The sequence below is a fragment of the Pseudobutyrivibrio sp. OR37 genome (assembly GCF_900113655.1).
GTDB lineage: Bacteria > Bacillota > Clostridia > Lachnospirales > Lachnospiraceae > Pseudobutyrivibrio.
In genome coordinates, this window is the sequence record NZ_FOQF01000007.1 from 83,464 (window position 1) to 102,329 (window position 18,866).

Genomic DNA, 18,866 nt, shown 5'->3' on the forward strand with positions numbered 1-18,866 from the left:
TGCCATGGAATCATATTCAAAAAAGGGCTATTTATACGACAATTTCAAGATTTTCCACCTGACAGATTCTAATCTTGGGGAAATTGATTTTCATTATCATGATTTCCACAAGGTGCTTATCCACCTGTCAGGGAATACTTCATATTCTATAGAAGGTCAGACCTTTGATTTGGAGACGGATGATATTGTATTTGTAAATGCAGGGGAAGTGCACCGTCCTATTTTCCATGATGATTCCCCTTATGAGCGTATCATCATTTATATTTCCAAGGATTTTCTGGCTGAGTATAGTCAAGCTGACAATGATTTATCCTATTGCTTTAGAAATGCTATAGAAAATGGTTCCCATGTTTTGCGACTTCATTCTTTTAAGAATTCCAGGGTGGCTGCCACGGTAGCCAGGCTTACTGCAAACCTAGGTATAGATGCCTATGCTAACGAACTATTGATGCAGGTGCTCTTTCTTGAATTTATGGTAGAGCTTAATCGTGCTGCCATCAGCGACGAGATTAAATACATATCTACTAATTATGCCGATTCAAAGGTAAGCGAAATCATTCATTATATTAATGAACATTTAAAAGAAGATTTATCTGTGGATGCTATTGTGGGAAAGTTCTATCTTTCCCGCTACTATCTCATGCATACCTTCAAGGATGAAACTGGCTACACCATCGGCAACTACATCACCATCAAACGCTTAGCCCTAGCTCAGTCATTAATAGACGCTGGCAAGCCAATCGCTGATGCCGCAGAACAATCTGGCTTTGGTACCTATTCCACTTTCCTGCGTGCATACAAAAAGACCTATGGCACAAGCCCTAAGAAAAGGCTTACGTCACAGGCCTCGCTGTCGTTTTAGTCTAAATCTGATGCTGAACAAACTCCTTAAAAAATGGAAGAGCAAAACATAATCTTCCATAGGCCCCATCTGACTTAAGAATCCCGGAGTTTTCCAACGTACTTTGATATGATGAAAAATTATTTGAATCCATCTGGATACTCTCTCTTACTGTCTTAACAGATACATTATCCTCAAAACCCGAAATTGCTTCTGTTACCTTTTGTTCTGCAGGGGATAATTCTTCCCATATCTTCTCATAAGAACTTTCTTCAAGGCTGGTCTTATACTCAAAAAGAATTTTATCATCAACTGCTTTCTTTTTTGATTCAAATAAATAATAGCCCAGTATCTGAAATCCATATGAATATCCGTCAGTTAGCTTCGCCATCTTAAACGATTCTGCCTCACCTATTCCAAAAATCTCTTCATATTGCTTTGCCATTCGCCTCATGTTTAACGCGCTCAGTGATACCTTAGGCGCTCTCTTTAAAAATGTTTGTGAGCGATTATTCTGCAAGGCTCTAACATTCTTATATAAGCCTGTCATTAATACAAACACAGGTAATTTTTCTCGTAAGCAATGCTGATAATAAGTTGTAAACTCCCTTACATTCTGTGAATTAATCACTTCATCTATTGTTATTAATACTTTGATATCATGCTTTGCCAATGTTTTTAGCATAGAATCTATATCAAGCTGTATATCTGAATATTTTTCATCTTTATCAAGTGAGATAGATACTCCTTTTATCGAGACATCGAATTTAACCTTTGGAAATTTTCCCTGTGTTTTCTTATATAAATTTGCCGCAAGCGAATTTAACATATCTGTCTCTACATTTAGATCGATATGAAGCCATTTTTTATCTTCTGCAAGTCTATGAGAAACAGCTGTCATCAGTACAGTTTTTCCTGATCCTCTTGCGCCAAGTAACAAATACATATGTGTAGACGGTATTTCCGAATTAAATGTATTTATTATTTTGTTCTGTTCTTCTGTTCTAGGAATGTATAAATTTGGTTCTGTTCCAAAATCTAAGCTAAACGGATTATTCATAGATGACCTCCTCGTATTACAACTTATTACATGTTTATAATCATCTTACAACTTATTACAGGTTTTATTTTATATTACAACTTATTACATGTTATTACAACTTTTATGCTAACTTTCTTCTACAAAAAAGACCTGTGCCCTCATCCCTTGTAAAAGGCTGAGTCACAGGCCTCGCTGTCTCACTATCTACTTAAATACATCACATCGATTTGAAATTAAGCTAATTATTTCCTCCTGCTCTATTCATCTAACTTGCTCCTATCTATTTCTCCAGGTACAGCTTCCATGCCAAACATGCTTAACGCTTGGTTCACCTTGTCAAGGCGCACCGTCTCCTTCCCCTGCTCTAATTCGCGCACAAAGCGAAGGCCGAGCCCTGCCCTCATGGCAAACTCCTCCTGTGTAAGTCCTGCTTTTTTTCTTTCAGTTTTTATGTATTCTCCAATAGTATTCATAATATAAATATATACCCGATAAGGTATAATTTCAATAGTTATAGTACTATTTATACCTTATCGGGTATATTGTGTTCTTTCTAGGAGGATTTTATACCCGTTAGGGTATATTATCTTCTTCCCTTATTGATATATAGACCTATCTACAGCGAGATATTTATCATTCTCTCTCAAATCTCTTGCAGTTGGATTTATTAACAACACATAGCTAATCTTATTGTTTTGCGAATCCATAAGGGCATATTCAAATACTTTATTTGTGCTTCCTGATGGATCTTCATAATTAGTGACTTCTTCGCCATCAAATAAAACATATGCTGGATATTCATAAGTGTCAGCATCAAAGGTCGTGTAACTTATTTCTTCATCCTTAAGTCGAGCCTCTTCTGCTTTATAATCATCTTCTGAATACTCTGCTTCCAAAGTTACATATCCGCTATCATCATCTCTACTATATTTGAAATATCCATCCTTCACACTGCTAATATTCTTTGGGAATACAAGTAATCCGGATATTCCTGCAAAGGCATTTTCCAATTCCACCTTGTTGTAAGATTTTAGTCCGTAGCTTATGCTATGCCCCTTATACATAGGTGGCTGATATATATTATAGGCAGTAGATTTTTCATCAAGATAATTACTATATCCACCATTTTCTAATGTCAGACTTTCCTCATAATCTGTAGGAAGATATTCCTTAGGAATCTTTTTTAAGCTTTTCTCAGATGTCCTATAGGCAACATAAATATATGCAATGCTATTATCTCCCAAATCCATAGCATACTCATATGAATAATCATTATGGTCAATTGCTATATAGACTGGATGGGCAAATCTATCTGAATTATCGTAAATCAGTTTTTTCTCTCTATCATCATATTTTGTATATGTTTGTGACGATTGAGAAAGTCTTTCGATTTCGCTTTGATAATCCTCATCACTATACTGACACTTAAGATACACTTCATAAGTTGGGTCATCCCAGGTATCCTGAAATGAATTATAAAATTCAGGCTTGCTATCCTGCTCAAATGCGCTTTCCGGCACCTTCTTTGGGAAAGTCAAAAACTCTGTCCTGGCTTTTCCATATTCACGAGTCGTGTTTTCCTTCATTGTCTGCTCGTACTTTTCTATACCCTTTGTAACCTTAGGAGGACCTCCAAAGAAGAATACTAATATTAATATAAAAATGGCTGCAATTACAGTAATCAATCCTATTACAAGCCCAGCCAATATTCCTATAGCTATCTTAAAACCTTTTTTCTCTAACATGTCTTTCTCCTGCCTCTATTCACAAAAATATACAAAATACACTACCAAAGCAACAAATGCTCCTATCGGTATCATCGCACCTATCATCATTCCAATGAGATAGTATTTTCTTCTTTGCAATGATGCTATAAATTTGTGCCCTCTACTTTTCTTTTCTAGTTCATTTATTTCGATTTCCTGCTCCAATTGTTTTAGCTTACCTTTACAGTGGTTACAAGATTCAAGATGATTTTCTACCATAAGCTTCACCGAATCTGTTAACACCTCATCCCTGTATGATGGCAGCAAATCTTCTATTATTTCGCATGATATTTTTTCCATCACAATACTCCATTCGTTAAAATGTAGTTTATAATTACTACAACTATGATTGCAAAGAAAAGGTACCCCAGCACTCCTAAGAATATTTTAAGAAGGATAGGGATTTTAAATCTCCTCTTTCTTTTTACTGGGTTTGGTAGCTGCATATCTGCTGTCATTGCCTCATAAATTTCCTTGCATTCTTCGCATGTTTTAATATGCTCTTCTATAAATTTCTTCGATGCCTCACTTGCTTTTCCATCGATATAAATAGGAAGAAGATCTGCCACTAAATCGCATTCAATATTACTCATATTCGCACATCTCCTTTCCTATTTTTGCCTTGCCACGATAGAAGGTTACCCTGGCCCAGTTTTCTGTCTTGCCCTTCAGTTCTCCTATTTCCTTGAAGGAAAGCTCACCTCGTATCCTATAAAGCATCACATCCTTTGTAGTGCTATCTAGCTTTTCGATAGCCGCATACAATGCCTTGTTTGTTTCATTTTTGATGTACATCTCCTCAACCAGCTCACCAGTGGGTATCTCCATGGCTTCTTCCATTGGAAGCTGTTTGAATTTATTGCTTTTTTCAAGATGCTGCCAGAAGGTGTATTTTGCTATCTGGCATAGCCAGGTTGAAACCTTTGCATCACCTCTGAATGTATCGCTTCGTCTTATTGCACGAAGGAAAGTCTCCTGAGTTAGGTCCTCGGCCAAGTCCCTATCTCCGTTAGTAAGTGTCAGAAGAAAGCCTAGCACAAGCTGATAGTATTCTTCGCACATATTCTTGATGTTCAAGCTTTCTTCCTCCCTTTTTATTTGCTTTCACTACATTAGTCCGATTATGTAGAATTTTGTTACAAACTTTTTTATTTTACTTTTAAAAGATTATCATATCATCTGCCTGTAACATAGTAATTTCAGGTCAAAATTCAACAATTTTAATGACTTGGGAATTCAAGAATGATATTATATTTTTATATTATTTATAGGGAGGAAAAATCATGAGTAATTTTTCAGTTGCGGATGAAATCAAAAAATACAAAGATTTGTTAGATCAGGGTGTTATTACCCAGGAAGAATTCGAGCAGAAGAAATCAGAGCTATTAAAATCTCAGCCAGCTACTTCTGGCAGCACTCCTGGCATGTCAGCTCAGACTACTGGCATCGTAGCTTATCTTACTTGGATTGGCTTCATAATCGCTATTCTTATAGGTGACAGAGAACATGCAATGTTCCATATCAATCAGGCACTTGTTATTAATCTTTTCTTCTTCCTTGGATGGATTCCTGTTCTTGGATGGATTTGGTCAATCATCATGGTTGTACTTTGGATTATTGCTTTAATTGGCGCATGCAACGGTGAAGAACGTCCAGTTCCTATTCTTGGTGGAATTAAAATTTTAAGCTAAATACCATAAAAAAGAGTCGACGGTTCAATTCGTCGACTCTTACAATTCTTACCATACGTAGCTTGCTATGTATTCAGTTTTTTCTGGGGCCAAAATACCAGGGTCTGCCTGCTTGAATGTAAGCTTTTTGCCCTCTTCTCGGCACTGGTTTTCAAAATGATAAAGAGCAATTCCAAGGTCTACCTTCTGTAAATCATAAGTTCCATTGTCGTAGCCCTTATCCTTTTTCTCATAGAAATGTGCAGCATTTTCTGTAACCACTACTCGCCATGGCTGCTTGTTTACAGCTGATGGCGCAAGGCGAACTGCTTCGAGAGCTGTCTTAATTCCAAGTTCATCCGCCTTAGCTTCTGTAAGTGGCGTTTCAAAGCTGTTTGCAAAAAATAATTCTGAAAAATCATATCTGCTATCAGCCTTTACGCCCTTTCGCATAAGAACTTCCTTCATGCCCATTTTATCTGCTGTATATCCTATAGGACTCATACATGGCATGATTTCATCTTCCTTAAGATTAGAAGCTTTTTCAAACTTATCCCTTGGCATGGTGCCACCAATCCAAACTGTGCCAAGATTCTTGCTTACTGCGTACATCAATAGCTCTTCAAAGCTGTAACCGTATGCAACATCTGAGTTTGTTCCCTTTTTCACTTTAGCAGCGATATATTCCTTTTCACCAGAGAGAACCGGGCTAGAAAGACCATGTTCATCCTTATTCAAGAATACAAACTCAACAGGGATGTTATATGGATTTACGATGCTCCCTGCATATTCCTTCAAATCATCTATTACTTCGTTGCCTATACCTTTGCCATCAAAGGTTCGTACACTTCGTCTGTTTTTTACGTCATCAATAAACATATTTAGGTCCTCCCGTAGTATATAGATTTCACACTATTCGATAGCATGCAATATTATTTTACATACTATCCTATTTTAATCATTAATTCAATCCCACTACGGATATTTTTATATTATCTTTCGATTTTTACGTAAACCACGTAAGCTAAGCTTGTTTATTTATATTAATATGTTAACATTGAAACTAATAATCACATAGGGGGTTCAAAATGAATATTCGAAGAGCTAGTGAAAAAGATATCGACAGCTTGATTAAGCTATTACAGGAAGTGCTTGAAATTCATGCCAATATCAGACCTGATATTTTTATTTCAGGGACTACCAAATATACACGAAGCGAGCTGATTGAGAAGCTTGCTAACGATGAAGAGCCAATCTACGTGGCCGTAGATGAGAATGATGATGTAATGGGTTACGCATTTTGCGCCCTCAGAAATCAGCCTTTCTCCACCAACATGGTTCCTTTCAAATCACTTTATATCGATGATCTATGTGTTGATAGCAACTACCGTGGTCAGCATATTGGCGAGCAGCTTTTCGAATATGTTAAAGCTGAAGCAAAGCGCCTAGGCTGCTACGAAATCACTCTTGCTGTGTGGGCAGGAAATGATGGCGCTGAAAGATTCTATGATAGAATAGGTTTCAAAACTAAAGAACGTATTATGGAATACATCTTATAAAAAACAGATGGCTCAAAACCGGGCCATCTGTTTTTGTGTATTGTTAGAATGAAAGTACTACACTCCACAATGCTTTTTCATCAAGGATATCCTTAGCTTTATCTGTCTCTAATTGCTGTCCTTTTATTTCATCCATATAATCATAATAATCACAAACATATAGCATAATTTCTGAAACATCATGACCTTCAACTGGAAGCATATTCATATTATTCACGGCAGACATGTGTTTTCCATCCTTATCCAAAGCAACAACTATATAATTAGCATTAGGATCATCATAATCTAGCTCTAATTCAAATGGCGTCTTGCTGACGGTAATCTTGCTAAGTCCTGAAACTCCTTCAACATCAATAGCTCTTGTTGTAGTATTTTGTCTATCCACATTTACTTCAAAGTTAAAATGCCAAGGTCCGTCAATCCACCAATTCTCATATTCGTTTTTCCAGCCCAGTGCATCTCGCTCGTCTACAGTCAGCTCTGAAGCGGCTGGATTATTAATATCTGTCACAATAGAATTTAGGTCGAAGTCTACAGTAAATGAGTCTGGTAAATCATAATGAGAAACTGGTGTGTCCGCATCTGTACTATACTCATTAGACTCTAAAACATCTTTTGAATAGTAATTAAGCACGTATGATAAATCGACCTTAACCACACCCTGGAAGGTATTATCATCAATAAATTCACCATTCAGGTACTCTAAAGAATTGTTATTCAAACTACTATCTTCTGTTTCAAAGCTATATTTTAGCTTAGAATCGAAAAGATAGAACATATACATATCTTTATTATCCAAATCAGGATACATCTGGCTGATAGGGAACGACTCTTTACTTTCCACTATCATACTGATGTACATAGCCTTTTCGTCGCAGTAAATATCTTGAAGTGTAACTGTGTTTCCATCTACTGTTTGTGTCAGCGCTACTGCCTCGTTCAATGAGTCTGATGCTATAGGATTTGCGTATTTTTCATAATCTCCGCCAAACCCAAGCTTGTGACCCAAGCTAGAAAATACATTTCCTACAACAGGAACCTCCTCAGCAAAAGTAGGATTTGTAATGCATACTCCAGAGAAAACTACCACGCCAAATACTGCAGCTGTTGCTACGATTGTTTTTATTAGTCTGAAACTTCTTTTTTTCATTGTCCTCTCCTCTTCCTCATAAATCTGAGTAAAGGCAAGGTCTACTTTCTCCTGAACTATTGTAGGAATCTCAGCATCAGATATTATCAATTTCTTTTTATCCATTTTACTGTCTTCCTTTCTACTCAACTATCTCGTAATATCTGGCCAATCGCTCTCGGCCACGTTTCAATCTTGTTTTGACGGTATTTGTTGGAATATCTAGCACTCTAGAAATTTCATCCAAGGAATATCCCTGCCAATAAAACATAATTATGATTACTCTGTATTTTTCCTCAAGCTTGCCTAAAGCCTCTTTGAGTTCTAAATTACAGTTATCCTCATAGGTAGGTTCTTCCCATTCGTTTAACTCAACCTGAGCCTGCTTCTTTCTGATGATGTCATAACAATTATTCATGAGAATCTTTGTAAGCCAGGTCTTAAAATACTTGTTAAACTTAAGTGTATCGATTTTCTCCCAACAATTAAGGATAGTCTCTTGGATGGCATCTGCCACATCCTCATCATTCATAAGAATTGCCAGTGCCACCTTGTACATATCCTGCATGTGTCTGTTAATCAGTTCAGTAAAAGCATCCTTATCACGCCTCTTCGCTCTTACTATAAGTTCATTTATGTCTCGTTTCTGCATTTGATGCAGCCTCCTGTTGTGCACACAGTATTAAGAATAATCAAAGCGTCCTTCAATTGTTCTTACATACATTAGACGTGTAAGGAATGAAAAAGTTTCACATATTTTAATTTATGTGAAACTTTTAATGTAAAAAAGTGACTACTCATAATCTGGCTGGATTGAATAGTCACTAATCAATTTATCTCTAATTTTGTATAACTATTGTTTGTTGTTATTCTATATTTGTATTCTACATCTGAGAAGTCGTCATTTGCAGATGTGACGTAAGTATGATTAAACTGCTCTTCAGTCTGCATATAATAATAAACACCATTAGGTTTATTCCCATTTTTCTCCTGTATATAGCTAATTACTTCCTCTGCAGCTTTTAAAGCATCCTCTTCTTTTTCAAAAGGATCAACCATGCATATGTATGTTGTAGCTGATGCTCTGGATAATGCATCCCCTTCTCCTTCTTCTAGGATATTTATTGTTGAAAACACCTCAAATTCAGTTTCTGGGAACTTATCTTTTATACAATTTCTTATTTCCTGTTCATATTCGGTCATCGACTGTAATTCTAGGTAATCATCGGTATAAGTTACTTTTTTTGAATCAGATTTAGTTACACTTTTAACGGTTACTATGCATTCACTGTCATCAACAGGATAAACTTCTAATGATGGAGCCTCAATACCTGTTGAGTCTGCATAAAATTTATAAAATTCAAATTCCTTATCATATTTATTTTCTATATAATCTAGCATTAAGCCAATGTTTCTAATATTTATTTGCTGCATAGCATCCAACTCATCATAGTTTTGTGGAAGCCCAGCTTCTTTTAATATTTTTTTCTGCTTTTCAGATAGCACTACTTCGTCCTCATGCCTTATTGCTACCACTTCTTCATCCTGTTTTTCAGTTTTTGCTGAACATGCCCCCAACATACAAGCCATTGTAATATATGCCAATAAAATATATATTTTTCTCTTCATCTAATTTCCTTCCTCGCCATCAAAAAAATCGCTAGTTTGATTACTTTTCATAATATTATCCTTTAATTTACATTATAATTTTTATATTCATATAAACTATTTGTATTATAAATATTCCAGAAAAGCGTAACAAGTTTTAACTAAAAAACAACCGCAAGTTACATTTTATTTTTTGTAACTTGCGGTTGTTTTTTTAGTTAAGCTCTATATTTAATTCTTCAATCTCATCAATGATTCCACCGATGTAATCGATTGTATCGATTAATGCTGCGTCTGTGGTTACGTCAACGCCTGCCATCATGGCAAACTCTACTGGAGCTACGGTGCCGCCTGCTGCAAGGGTCTTCTTCCAATCATCGACAGCTGGCTGTCCTTCCTTACGAATTCGCTTCATCACCTGAGTTGCGATTGTAAGGCTGGCGCTGTAGCTGTAAGAATAAAGTCCCATATAGTAATGTGGCTGGCGCATCCATGTGAGCTCGCAGCCTTCTGTAAGCTCTACCTCATCGCCCCAGAATTTCTTAAGGACGTTCTTGTAAATCTCGTTTAGTGTCTCAGCTGGAACTGCCTCTCCCTTATCAACAAGCTTGTAAACCTCTCTCTGATAAGCAGCCTCTAGGAGATGTGTTACAAAGTTGTGGTAGTAGGTGTTTGAAATCTGGGATGCAAGCACCCATCTTCTAAATCTCTTATCATCACCACTCTTTTCCTTCAGATACTCTGCCATGAGGAGCTCGTTTATGGTAGATGGCGCCTCCACCACGTAGTTAGACACCTCTGCATCAAGAGCACTCTGTGTCTGATTACATGTGTAGAAGTGGCCTGCGTGACCAAGCTCGTGAGCAAGTGTGAATACATCGCTCATTCTCTCGTTCCATGAAAGCAGGATGTATGAACCCTTCTGATATGGGCTTGCGCAGAAGCCGCCAGTAGATTTACCAATGTTCTGGGCAAAATCAATCCATCTTTCATCGTAAGCTGTTTCAAGCATCTTCACATACTCAGGTCCCATGATTTTAAGACCGTCAAGGATGTACTTCTTTGACTCCTCTATTGTAACGTGTGGGTCGTAATCTGGGTCGAGAGTGATTTTCAAATCTGCGTAGGTCATCTTATCAAGACCGTGTGCTTCTTTAAGAAGACGAGCATACTTTCTCATGTGAGGCGCAAGCTTCTCCATAATGATGTCGATTTGTCTATCGTACATCTCTCTTGTAACCTTCTGCTGGAAGAGAAGCATGTCAATTACACTATCGTATTTACGAAGGTCAGCAATAATCTTTTCTGTGCGAACGTGAGCGCCGTAGACTGTAGCTGTTGTGTACATGTAATCTCTAAGCTTGTTAGAGAATGCGCTGAAGGCTGCTCGTCTAACATCAGTGTCGCGCTCGTATTCGTAATTATCCTCGAAAAGGCTGTAGCCTAAAGGATGCTTTTCGCCCTTTGCTTCAAAATCAGGGAAGCTCATGTCTGCAAGCTTGCTGGTTTCGTAGATGTTGTATGGGGCATCAATTGTCTCTCTAAGGGAAGCCATTGCCTTTTCTGTTTCTGGAGATAGACGATGTGGCTTCTCTCTTTCGATATCCTGCAAGTGGCACTTGCCTACTGTGGCAGATTTGATTGCCTCTTCAATCAGCTCCACTGGCGCATCTGCGAGTTCGCTGTCGATGAATGAAAGGGCGCTATCTGCCTTTGCAAATTCTGCAAGGACGATTGACTGCTCCTTCTGAGCCTCAGCATCTGTGTAATCTACGGAAACGTTAAGGCTCACGTAGTTGTAAAGCAAATCAATCTGGCGGCCCCATTCGTTGTATTTTTCCATGCACGCATTGATGGTTGCGGCATCTGTAAGCTTGCCCTTGTATGTCTTTTCAATTTCTTCTGTTAATGATTTGAATTCCTCTAACGCCTTTTTCAAATCATCCTTTGTTTTAAAAATTCTTGATGTATCCCACTTTAGATTCTCTGGGATTTCACTTCTTTTCTTAAGTGTTTCAGCCATTATTCTTCTCCTTTTTGGTTATTTGATTTTATTATCTCTAGTTATCTGTGTTGTAGATTTTAGCTACTTCTTTTCGGTGGCCTCCGATAATGGTTACGGCTGCCACTAGTGCCAGCATGTTGACCGCAAATACGATAATTCTTTCATCCACTTTCTGTGCTAACAAGCCTGCAGTCATCTGACCAAGCAACAAGCCAACTGTTGTAATCAGCTGAAAAGCTCCGTTGTATCGGCCCTTCTTTTCATCCGGCACGTAGTTTTGTGTGGATGAAATTCGGATGGTGTAACTGGTAACTCCGGAAATTCCAGTGATGAAGCATACGGCTGCGGCCAATCCCACTGGTAAGAACATGTAAGTGCCTTCACCAAGGGCGATGATGATGTAGATTGCCATCGCCAGCATAAACTTGTATTTAGTAGGCAGCTTAAATTTATAATGAAGGCCACCGCCCACTGCTCTGCCTATAAAGCTCATGCCAAATACAAGGATGTAAAGGTACTCTCCGTTTGGAAAGTTTTGCTTATAATAAGGCAGGCAAAGCACATCCATGGCACCGCAGGCCAGCATGTTAATTCCGAAATATGCAACTATTGCAAGTAACGCTGGCTCGGAGCGCATATACTTTACGCCCTCTTTAATATCTATCAACATCTGATTGATTTTGCTACCACTGTTATCCACTTCGTTTTTACGTTTTTCGACATACTTTTCCTCATGGCCAATCTGCAGCTCAAAGACTGCCGCTATTGCAAAGCTCGCTGCGTTGATAATCATCAGTGGCCCGATTCCAACTAGATTATAAACAAATGTTGATACCGGCACCATCACAACCGTCATGGTTTCAACCATGCTGGAGATGGAATAGGCCTTTTGGAAATTGCCCTCTGTGATGAGCAGTGGATATAGGCTGTCGTAGGCAATCATGTAGGTACTTTGAATTATACCTAGGATAAACACTACAGCTCCAAACATTGGGAAGTTGAAGATTCCTTTCATCAATGTGATTGCCATCAATAGGTAGATTCCTGCGGATATGAAATCCAGGGTGTAAATCATCTTTTTTCTAGAAAATCTATCCAAGATTGCGCCAGAGATGATTGGTGTTACCAGCTGTGGCAATGTGAACAGCACCATGTAAATTGCATACAGCATTGATGAGTTAGTGTAGTCCAATACCATCAAGCTCATAGCAAATCCCATCATAGAATTACCTAGCATGGATATCACACTGCCAATAGTTATGATGGTAAAATCTCTAGTCCATAAAGTGTTTTGTTGTCGCGGGGTTTTTGTCTTAGTTGTGGTTGTTATTTCTGTCATATTCCCTCCGTGGCTCTTTTTGCAGTTTTTACAGTTATACAAAAAAATCCCCTTGAAGTGTATTACCTCAAGGGGATGCTGATTCGTATATACGATAACCTACTGGCTAGCTACAAGCCCAGATTATCTCTGCAAAAAGAGCGCATCATTCTTAAAGTAATTAGTTACAATTTTTAATTCTCTGCCATAATTATTCATCATGACACGCCCTCCTTTCTTCGCAATTTTTCTAGATTGTAGCATAAGCCTACTGGCCATGCAATAGTTTTGTTTAAAATTATGGAACTTTATTCTTGATTATATTTTTCGCAGTTTTCCGCGATTTTACTGGGCTATATCTCCATCTAATTCAACTACATAGTCCTTTTCAACACTCAGAACAAAGTTGTATTCCTCTATAGATTTTATAAGTTCATTTAATTCTTTGTCCGTCAAATCCTTTTTGGATGAAAGGGAATAACCGGAAATTGTGTTGTAGCTGTACTTTATTTCAAGGTTGTAGGAATCGCAAATCTGCTGAACCTGGCTTTCTGCTGTTCCTTCTTTTACCATCACAATTACTGTGTTATGGCTGTATTGTCTGGCGGAATCGTCTATTTCAGGGACTGTCAGGTCTCTATCTTTTAATCTATCTGCTGTTGTTCCTTCATCTGATTCTACCTTTTCAAATTCCACTTTCCCAGGCTCGCTTTCATCTTTTTTAGTTTTTTCGTCGTCTGATTCGTCTTTGCTATCTTTTGGTTCTTCTTTTGATTCGTCCTCTGATTTAGTTATCTCGTCAGCGGTGACTTCCTCTACTATCTGATTATCTGCCACATCATCCTCACCCTGGGCTTTACCGCAGGCTGTTATGGCTAATATTAATGTCGCTAAAAGTGCTAATAATTTAATCTTGTTCATAATCCCCCTCACAATTCCTGTCGTAATCCTCTTTATACATTATATGTAGAATTTTTCTAAAATATACTCGATACATGGCTAAATAGCAAGCTATTTTTTGTCGCAGTTATTTCTTTGTGCTTAAATGCATTTCTTTTGGATTTGTTTTTCTACTGTTTTGGTATTAAGCCCCTTTTTCGATGATTCCATTGATATCAACAAATTCTCTCCCAGCGCCAGGTTGCTTTCCTCATATCCATGAATCTTTTCCATGTTTTTGGTGGCATATTCTTCCTGATCTATCAGCCCCAAATGCTCCCAATACAGGGTTTCTCTAGTGCGCAGGTTCAGTACCGCAAAATCCGGACATGCCCTGCGCCCATTTGCAAGCTTAATCATCGGCTCATAAACATAAGGGATATTGTATTTATGAAACAAGTCCGCCAGTATCTTTTCCGACTTAGAACGCACCTGCTCCCCCTTCTCCGTGTAGATGTTGCCTTCTATCGGATAGGAATTCTGCCCACCCTTGTGCTCTTCATACCATTTTGCTATGAAGACTTCATCGCTTGGGATTATTGGGGTGATGTAGGGTTTCTTTGCAGATGGTTGCTTATTATATACTGCCTTGATTTCAGATAAATCGATTTCTCTGAGATTCTTAGCAATTCTAGTAAGCTTCTTTTGCATTTTAACTAACTTTTTATTTACTTTAATATCATAATCTCGTTGTATAAGGCTGGAATACTTTACTAAATCTGAAATCTTCAAATATTTCCTTGTATTCATTGCTCTATCAACACAATAGAATTGTTCATATCCTCGATTCATTGATGATTGAATATGAATATCTGCTATATTGTTATATTGTGCTATCTGCTTATTTGATATACGAAGCAGATTATTTACTTCTTCCAATTTGATATCTATTTTTCTTATTATTTCTTTCATTAGAACTCCTTTTAAATCTTTATAAATAATGTATTTCCTTTTAACAAATGTGAATTACAGTGTTATTGTATTTTTTATTCTAGACACTGTACTCATGGCGACCGCATTGCAGTGCAACTACTATTTTGTATAAAATAACTGTAATGATTATTGTCCCGTTACAGTGCCGATGATATTTTTTCATTTCTGACTGTAATAATTAGTTGTGCATTACAGTGTTCTCATTATTTTTCTATATAGCGCTGTAATGATTCATAATTTTTTACAGCGCCATTATATATTTATCTATATACACTGTAATCACTTTTCCATCCTTACAGCGCTAGCATCTTTTTTTCTATTTCCACTGCATTAAATCAATACTCCATACAGTGCTTTCTTCAAATCTCTGATTTGCACTGTATTTGTATCCTGTCCATTACAGTGCAAACTAGGATTTTTCCAATAGCACTGTATTCGGCAGATTTTTTAATCTTTTTTTCATATTCTAGTCTTTCACTGATTGGGAAAATGTGCAGCGGAGCCGCGAGAGCGGCTTCGCTGGTTAAGAATTTAAGTGATATTACTGTGATGCTATTTTTTCTGTAAAATGTCGACTGTGTGGGCGCTGGCGCCGAGCAAGTCGGCGCGCTCGCAGACGGCCATCTGATACTGTATGAAGGTCGCGAATTGCTCCTCAGAAAGAGCGTTGACCTCGCGGCGCATGTGATTCGCAGGGCCGTCTGGCGATATGATTTGTACGCGGGCTAGCTCGGCGTCCGAATTCAGCGACTCAATGTCCTCTGTTCTCATGAACGCGTACAAATCATCAGCGCCCGGCCGTACGTGGTAGGCTTCGTCCAGCTTTCCTTCAGCAATGTTCTCTAAGACGTGGCCCTCCTTGATTCCATAAGTAAGAAAGGCATATTCATTCATAACATATGCTACAAGAATATAGCCGCCAGGTCTTGTGACACGCTTGGCCTCGCGCAGTGCCTGAAGCTGTTCTTCTCTAGTCTTTAGGTGATACATTGGCCCAAACAAAAGTGTAAGGTCAAAGCTATTATCATCAAAACGCTTTAGCTTTAAAGCATTTCCCTGGAAGGCCTTCACGCCAGTGCCTTTGGCTTTAAGCATGCCAAGGTTGTGTTTTACCAGCTCAACAGCGGTAACATCGTAGCCCTCGTTCCAAAGGGGGATGCTGTAGCCTCCGGTGGCGGCGCCTATATCTAAAATCTTTATATCTGACTTCGCCTTAGGCTGTGCATCTGGCATTTCTTCGCCACGCTCTAGTATGTCTAGATATTTGTGAACGTATTTCATGGTTACTGTGAATTCCATGATGCCATGGCGCGACTTAAGGCGTTTGTCTTCGTTGAATTTGTTGTAGTATTCTTCTAAGTTTGTCATATTACCCTCATCCACCGCTAACGCGGTCCCCCTTCCCCCTGCTCTCAGGGGGAAGGCTATATCTTAAAAGGCCTCATACTTTGTATGAGGCCCCTAATCATTATATTATTTTGCTCTTCCGCAACACTGCTTATACTTCAGACCAGAACCACATGGACATGGATCGTTAGGGAAGACTTTCTTTTCCTTGCGAACCTTTGGTCCTGAAGATGCTGTGTCGTCTTTGTTTGTGCCTGTTACCTTGGCAACTTCTTCACGCTCTACCTTCTTTTCGATGCGGATGCGGTAAAGCATTGTAAGTGTATCGTTGATGATTGCTGCATTCATGGCATCAAGCATGTCGTAGCTAGCTGCCTTATACTCGTCTACTGGGTTACGGTTACCGTAAGCCTGGAGACGGATACCCTGACGAAGCTGTTCCATATCATCAAGCTCTTCCATCCACTTGCGGTCGATTACACGAAGGAGGATTACACGCTCAACCTCGCGGAACTGCTCTGGCTGGTCGAATTCCTTTTCCTTCTTGTCGTACATATCAAGTGCGATATCTGTAAGCTTTTCCTTAAGTTCCTTCTTGCTCTTGATGTTACCGATTGAAAGCTGAGTCATAACTGGAACTGGGATTACTGGGCAGAGGAGATGATTAAGCTCCTGAAGCTCCCAAAGCTCTTTTTCAACATCATCTGGAATAGTCTTTTCGATACACTCGTCTACCTTATCCTTAATCATGCCAAGAATCTGCTCGTGCATATCCTCGCCCATAAGTACACGGCGACGCTGCTTGTAAATAAGCTCTCTCTGCTCATTCATAACCTGATCGTAATCAAGCAAGTTCTTACGAGCTGAGAAGTTGTTTTCCTCTATCTTCTTCTGTGCCTTTTCGATGGCATCAGAAAGCATCTTGTGTTTAATCTGCTCGCCCTCTGGAACGCCAAGAGAGTTGAACATTGTGATGAGACGGTCTGAACCGAAGAGTCTCATAAGGTCATCCTCAAGTGAGATGAAGAACTGTGACTCACCAACATCACCCTGACGACCTGAACGTCCACGGAGCTGATTGTCAATACGACGAGATTCGTGACGCTCTGTACCGATAATCTTAAGACCACCTGCTGCACGTGCATCCTCGTCAAGCTTAATATCTGTACCACGACCAGCCATGTTAGTAGCGATTGTAACGGCACCATGCTTACCTGCCTCTGCTACGATTTCAGCTTCCTTTTCGTGGAACTTAGCATTTAATACGTTGTGCTCGATTCCTTCGCGACGAAGCATCTTTGAAACGAGCTCTGAAATATCGATATCGATTGTACCAACAAGTACTGGCTGTCCTTTTTCGTGAGCCTTCTTAACTTCCTCAACAACTGCCTTGTACTTTTCAGCCTTTGTCTTGTATACGGCATCATCATGGTCGATACGCTGAACTGGCTTGTTGGTAGGAACAACTACTACGTCCATTCCGTAGATATCACGGAATTCCTGCTCCTCTGTGAGGGCTGTACCAGTCATACCTGCCTTCTTATCATATTTATTGAAGAAGCTCTGGAATGTGATGCTTGCAAGAGTCATAGACTCGCGCTTAACCTCAACATGCTCCTTTGCCTCGATAGCCTGATGTAAACCGTCTGAATAACGACGACCTGGCATGATACGACCTGTGAATGAATCAACGATCATAACCTGACCATCACTTACAACATAATCCTGATCCTTAAACATAAGGTTGTGAGCACGAAGTGCGAGGATGATGTTGTGCTGGATTTCAAGGTTCTCAGGATCAGCAAGGTTTTCAATGTGGAAGAACTGCTCAACCTTTGAAACACCTTCTGCTGTAAGATTAACCACCTTGTCCTTTTCGTCTACGATGAAATCGCCAGTCTCGTTACGCTCAACGCCCATGATGGCATCCATCTTTGTGAATTCTGGAAGGTCCTCGCCTCGTTTAAGCTGACGAGCAAGTACGTCGCAAAGCTCGTAAAGCTTTGTAGACTTTCCTGACTGACCAGAAATGATAAGTGGTGTACGTGCCTCATCAATAAGAACTGAGTCAACCTCATCGATGATGCAATAGTTAAGGCCTCTCTGAACAAGGTCCTTTTCGTATACACACATATTATCACGGAGGTAATCAAAACCAAGCTCGTTGTTAGTGATGTATGTGATATCACAATTGTAAGCTTCCTGACGCTCCTCCTTTGACATATCGTTAAGAACAACGCCTACTGTAAGGCCTAAGAAACGGTGAACCTCACCCATCCACTCAGCATCACGCTTTGCAAGGTAATCGTTAACTGTAACGATGTGAACGCCCTTACCTTCAAGTGCGTTAAGGTATGCTGGAAGTGTAGAAACAAGTGTCTTACCTTCACCAGTACGCATCTCTGCGATACGTCCCTGATGGAGGATGATACCACCGATTAACTGAACACGGAAGTGCTCCATTCCAAGGGCACGCTTACCTGCCTCACGGACAACTGCGTATGCCTCTGGTAAAATATCATCAAGTGTCTCTCCCTTTGAAAGACGCTCCTTAAATTCTGTAGTCTTTGCACGAAGCTGCTCGTCTGTAAGTGCCTGCATCTCAGGTCTGAGGGCTTCGATTTTATCAACGATAGGCTTAATTCGCTTAAGCTCTCTATCGGAATGTGTTCCAAATACTTTGTCGATAATGCTCATTTTATTAATTCT

The 18,866-nt window shown here is 39.1% G+C and carries 19 protein-coding genes; 3 read left to right on the forward strand and 16 right to left on the reverse strand.

Going from position 1 to position 18,866, the window contains the following annotated elements:
- Nucleotides 1-4 precede the first annotated feature (4 nt).
- Nucleotides 5-862 carry a helix-turn-helix transcriptional regulator gene (locus BM097_RS05180; protein WP_090546594.1) on the forward strand — a complete coding sequence of 286 codons (858 nt, stop codon included), beginning with the start codon at nucleotides 5-7 and terminating at the stop codon, nucleotides 860-862.
- A 1-nt stretch (nucleotide 863) separates the two neighbouring features.
- Here the strand turns inward: BM097_RS05180 and BM097_RS05185 are convergent, their stop codons facing one another.
- The 6 genes from BM097_RS05185 to BM097_RS05210 form a co-directional block, all read right to left on the reverse strand.
- Complete coding sequence (locus BM097_RS05185; protein WP_090546596.1) at nucleotides 864-1,901, reverse strand: P-loop NTPase family protein; 1,038 nt, start codon at nucleotides 1,899-1,901, stop codon at nucleotides 864-866.
- 239 nt (nucleotides 1,902-2,140) lie between these two features.
- Complete coding sequence (locus BM097_RS05190) at nucleotides 2,141-2,356, reverse strand: helix-turn-helix transcriptional regulator (protein WP_090546600.1); 216 nt, start codon at nucleotides 2,354-2,356, stop codon at nucleotides 2,141-2,143.
- A 123-nt stretch (nucleotides 2,357-2,479) separates the two neighbouring features.
- The gene (locus tag BM097_RS05195) at nucleotides 2,480-3,628 is read right to left on the reverse strand and encodes a hypothetical protein (protein WP_090546602.1); all 1,149 of its coding nucleotides are present in this window, start codon (nucleotides 3,626-3,628) and stop codon (nucleotides 2,480-2,482) included.
- 15 nt (nucleotides 3,629-3,643) lie between these two features.
- On the reverse strand, nucleotides 3,644-3,949 hold the full coding sequence (locus BM097_RS05200; protein ID WP_090546604.1) for a zf-HC2 domain-containing protein: 306 nt from the start codon (nucleotides 3,947-3,949) through the stop codon (nucleotides 3,644-3,646).
- Nucleotides 3,949-4,242 (reverse strand): zf-HC2 domain-containing protein, encoded by a 294-nt coding sequence (locus BM097_RS05205; RefSeq protein ID WP_090546606.1) that lies wholly within the window; start codon nucleotides 4,240-4,242, stop codon nucleotides 3,949-3,951. The genes BM097_RS05200 and BM097_RS05205 overlap by 1 nt, the downstream gene beginning before the upstream one ends.
- A complete protein-coding gene (locus tag BM097_RS05210; RefSeq protein WP_090546608.1) occupies nucleotides 4,235-4,726 on the reverse strand; it encodes an RNA polymerase sigma factor in 492 nt (163 codons plus the stop codon). The genes BM097_RS05205 and BM097_RS05210 overlap by 8 nt, the downstream gene beginning before the upstream one ends.
- 206 nt (nucleotides 4,727-4,932) lie before the next feature.
- Here BM097_RS05210 and BM097_RS16815 point away from each other — a divergent pair, with 206 nt between their 5' ends.
- Entirely contained in the window at nucleotides 4,933-5,340 is a 408-nt protein-coding gene (locus BM097_RS16815) for an SHOCT domain-containing protein (RefSeq protein WP_255406624.1), read from the forward strand.
- Nucleotides 5,341-5,388: 48 nt separating this feature from the next.
- On the opposite strand, the gene BM097_RS05225 is transcribed toward BM097_RS16815, so the two are convergent.
- The gene (locus BM097_RS05225) at nucleotides 5,389-6,198 is read right to left on the reverse strand and encodes a nitroreductase family protein (RefSeq protein ID WP_090546610.1); all 810 of its coding nucleotides are present in this window, start codon (nucleotides 6,196-6,198) and stop codon (nucleotides 5,389-5,391) included.
- 209 nt (nucleotides 6,199-6,407) lie between these two features.
- Here BM097_RS05225 and BM097_RS05230 point away from each other — a divergent pair, with 209 nt between their 5' ends.
- Complete coding sequence (locus BM097_RS05230) at nucleotides 6,408-6,878, forward strand: GNAT family N-acetyltransferase (RefSeq protein WP_090546612.1); 471 nt, start codon at nucleotides 6,408-6,410, stop codon at nucleotides 6,876-6,878.
- A gap of 43 nt (nucleotides 6,879-6,921) precedes the next feature.
- Here BM097_RS05230 and BM097_RS05235 read toward each other — a convergent pair whose 3' ends face one another.
- The 9 genes from BM097_RS05235 to secA form a co-directional block, all read right to left on the reverse strand.
- The gene (locus tag BM097_RS05235) at nucleotides 6,922-8,133 is read right to left on the reverse strand and encodes a DUF4179 domain-containing protein (protein ID WP_090546614.1); all 1,212 of its coding nucleotides are present in this window, start codon (nucleotides 8,131-8,133) and stop codon (nucleotides 6,922-6,924) included.
- A 16-nt stretch (nucleotides 8,134-8,149) separates the two neighbouring features.
- Complete coding sequence (locus BM097_RS05240) at nucleotides 8,150-8,659, reverse strand: RNA polymerase sigma factor (protein ID WP_015550543.1); 510 nt, start codon at nucleotides 8,657-8,659, stop codon at nucleotides 8,150-8,152.
- A gap of 176 nt (nucleotides 8,660-8,835) precedes the next feature.
- Nucleotides 8,836-9,636, reverse strand: a complete 801-nt coding sequence (locus tag BM097_RS05245) for a hypothetical protein (protein ID WP_090546617.1) — start codon at nucleotides 9,634-9,636, stop codon at nucleotides 8,836-8,838.
- A gap of 193 nt (nucleotides 9,637-9,829) precedes the next feature.
- Complete coding sequence (pepF, locus tag BM097_RS05250) at nucleotides 9,830-11,638, reverse strand: oligoendopeptidase F (protein ID WP_090546619.1); 1,809 nt, start codon at nucleotides 11,636-11,638, stop codon at nucleotides 9,830-9,832.
- Between the two features lie 37 nt (nucleotides 11,639-11,675).
- A complete protein-coding gene (locus BM097_RS05255; protein ID WP_090546622.1) occupies nucleotides 11,676-12,959 on the reverse strand; it encodes an MFS transporter in 1,284 nt (427 codons plus the stop codon).
- A 324-nt stretch (nucleotides 12,960-13,283) separates the two neighbouring features.
- Entirely contained in the window at nucleotides 13,284-13,859 is a 576-nt protein-coding gene (locus BM097_RS05260) for a hypothetical protein (protein ID WP_090546623.1), read from the reverse strand.
- A 120-nt stretch (nucleotides 13,860-13,979) separates the two neighbouring features.
- Complete coding sequence (locus BM097_RS05265; protein ID WP_090546625.1) at nucleotides 13,980-14,789, reverse strand: hypothetical protein; 810 nt, start codon at nucleotides 14,787-14,789, stop codon at nucleotides 13,980-13,982.
- A gap of 573 nt (nucleotides 14,790-15,362) precedes the next feature.
- On the reverse strand, nucleotides 15,363-16,178 hold the full coding sequence (locus BM097_RS05270; RefSeq protein WP_090546627.1) for a class I SAM-dependent methyltransferase: 816 nt from the start codon (nucleotides 16,176-16,178) through the stop codon (nucleotides 15,363-15,365).
- Between the two features lie 105 nt (nucleotides 16,179-16,283).
- A complete protein-coding gene (gene secA, locus BM097_RS05275) occupies nucleotides 16,284-18,854 on the reverse strand; it encodes a preprotein translocase subunit SecA (protein ID WP_090546629.1) in 2,571 nt (856 codons plus the stop codon).
- Between the last annotated feature and the right edge of the window lie 12 nt (nucleotides 18,855-18,866).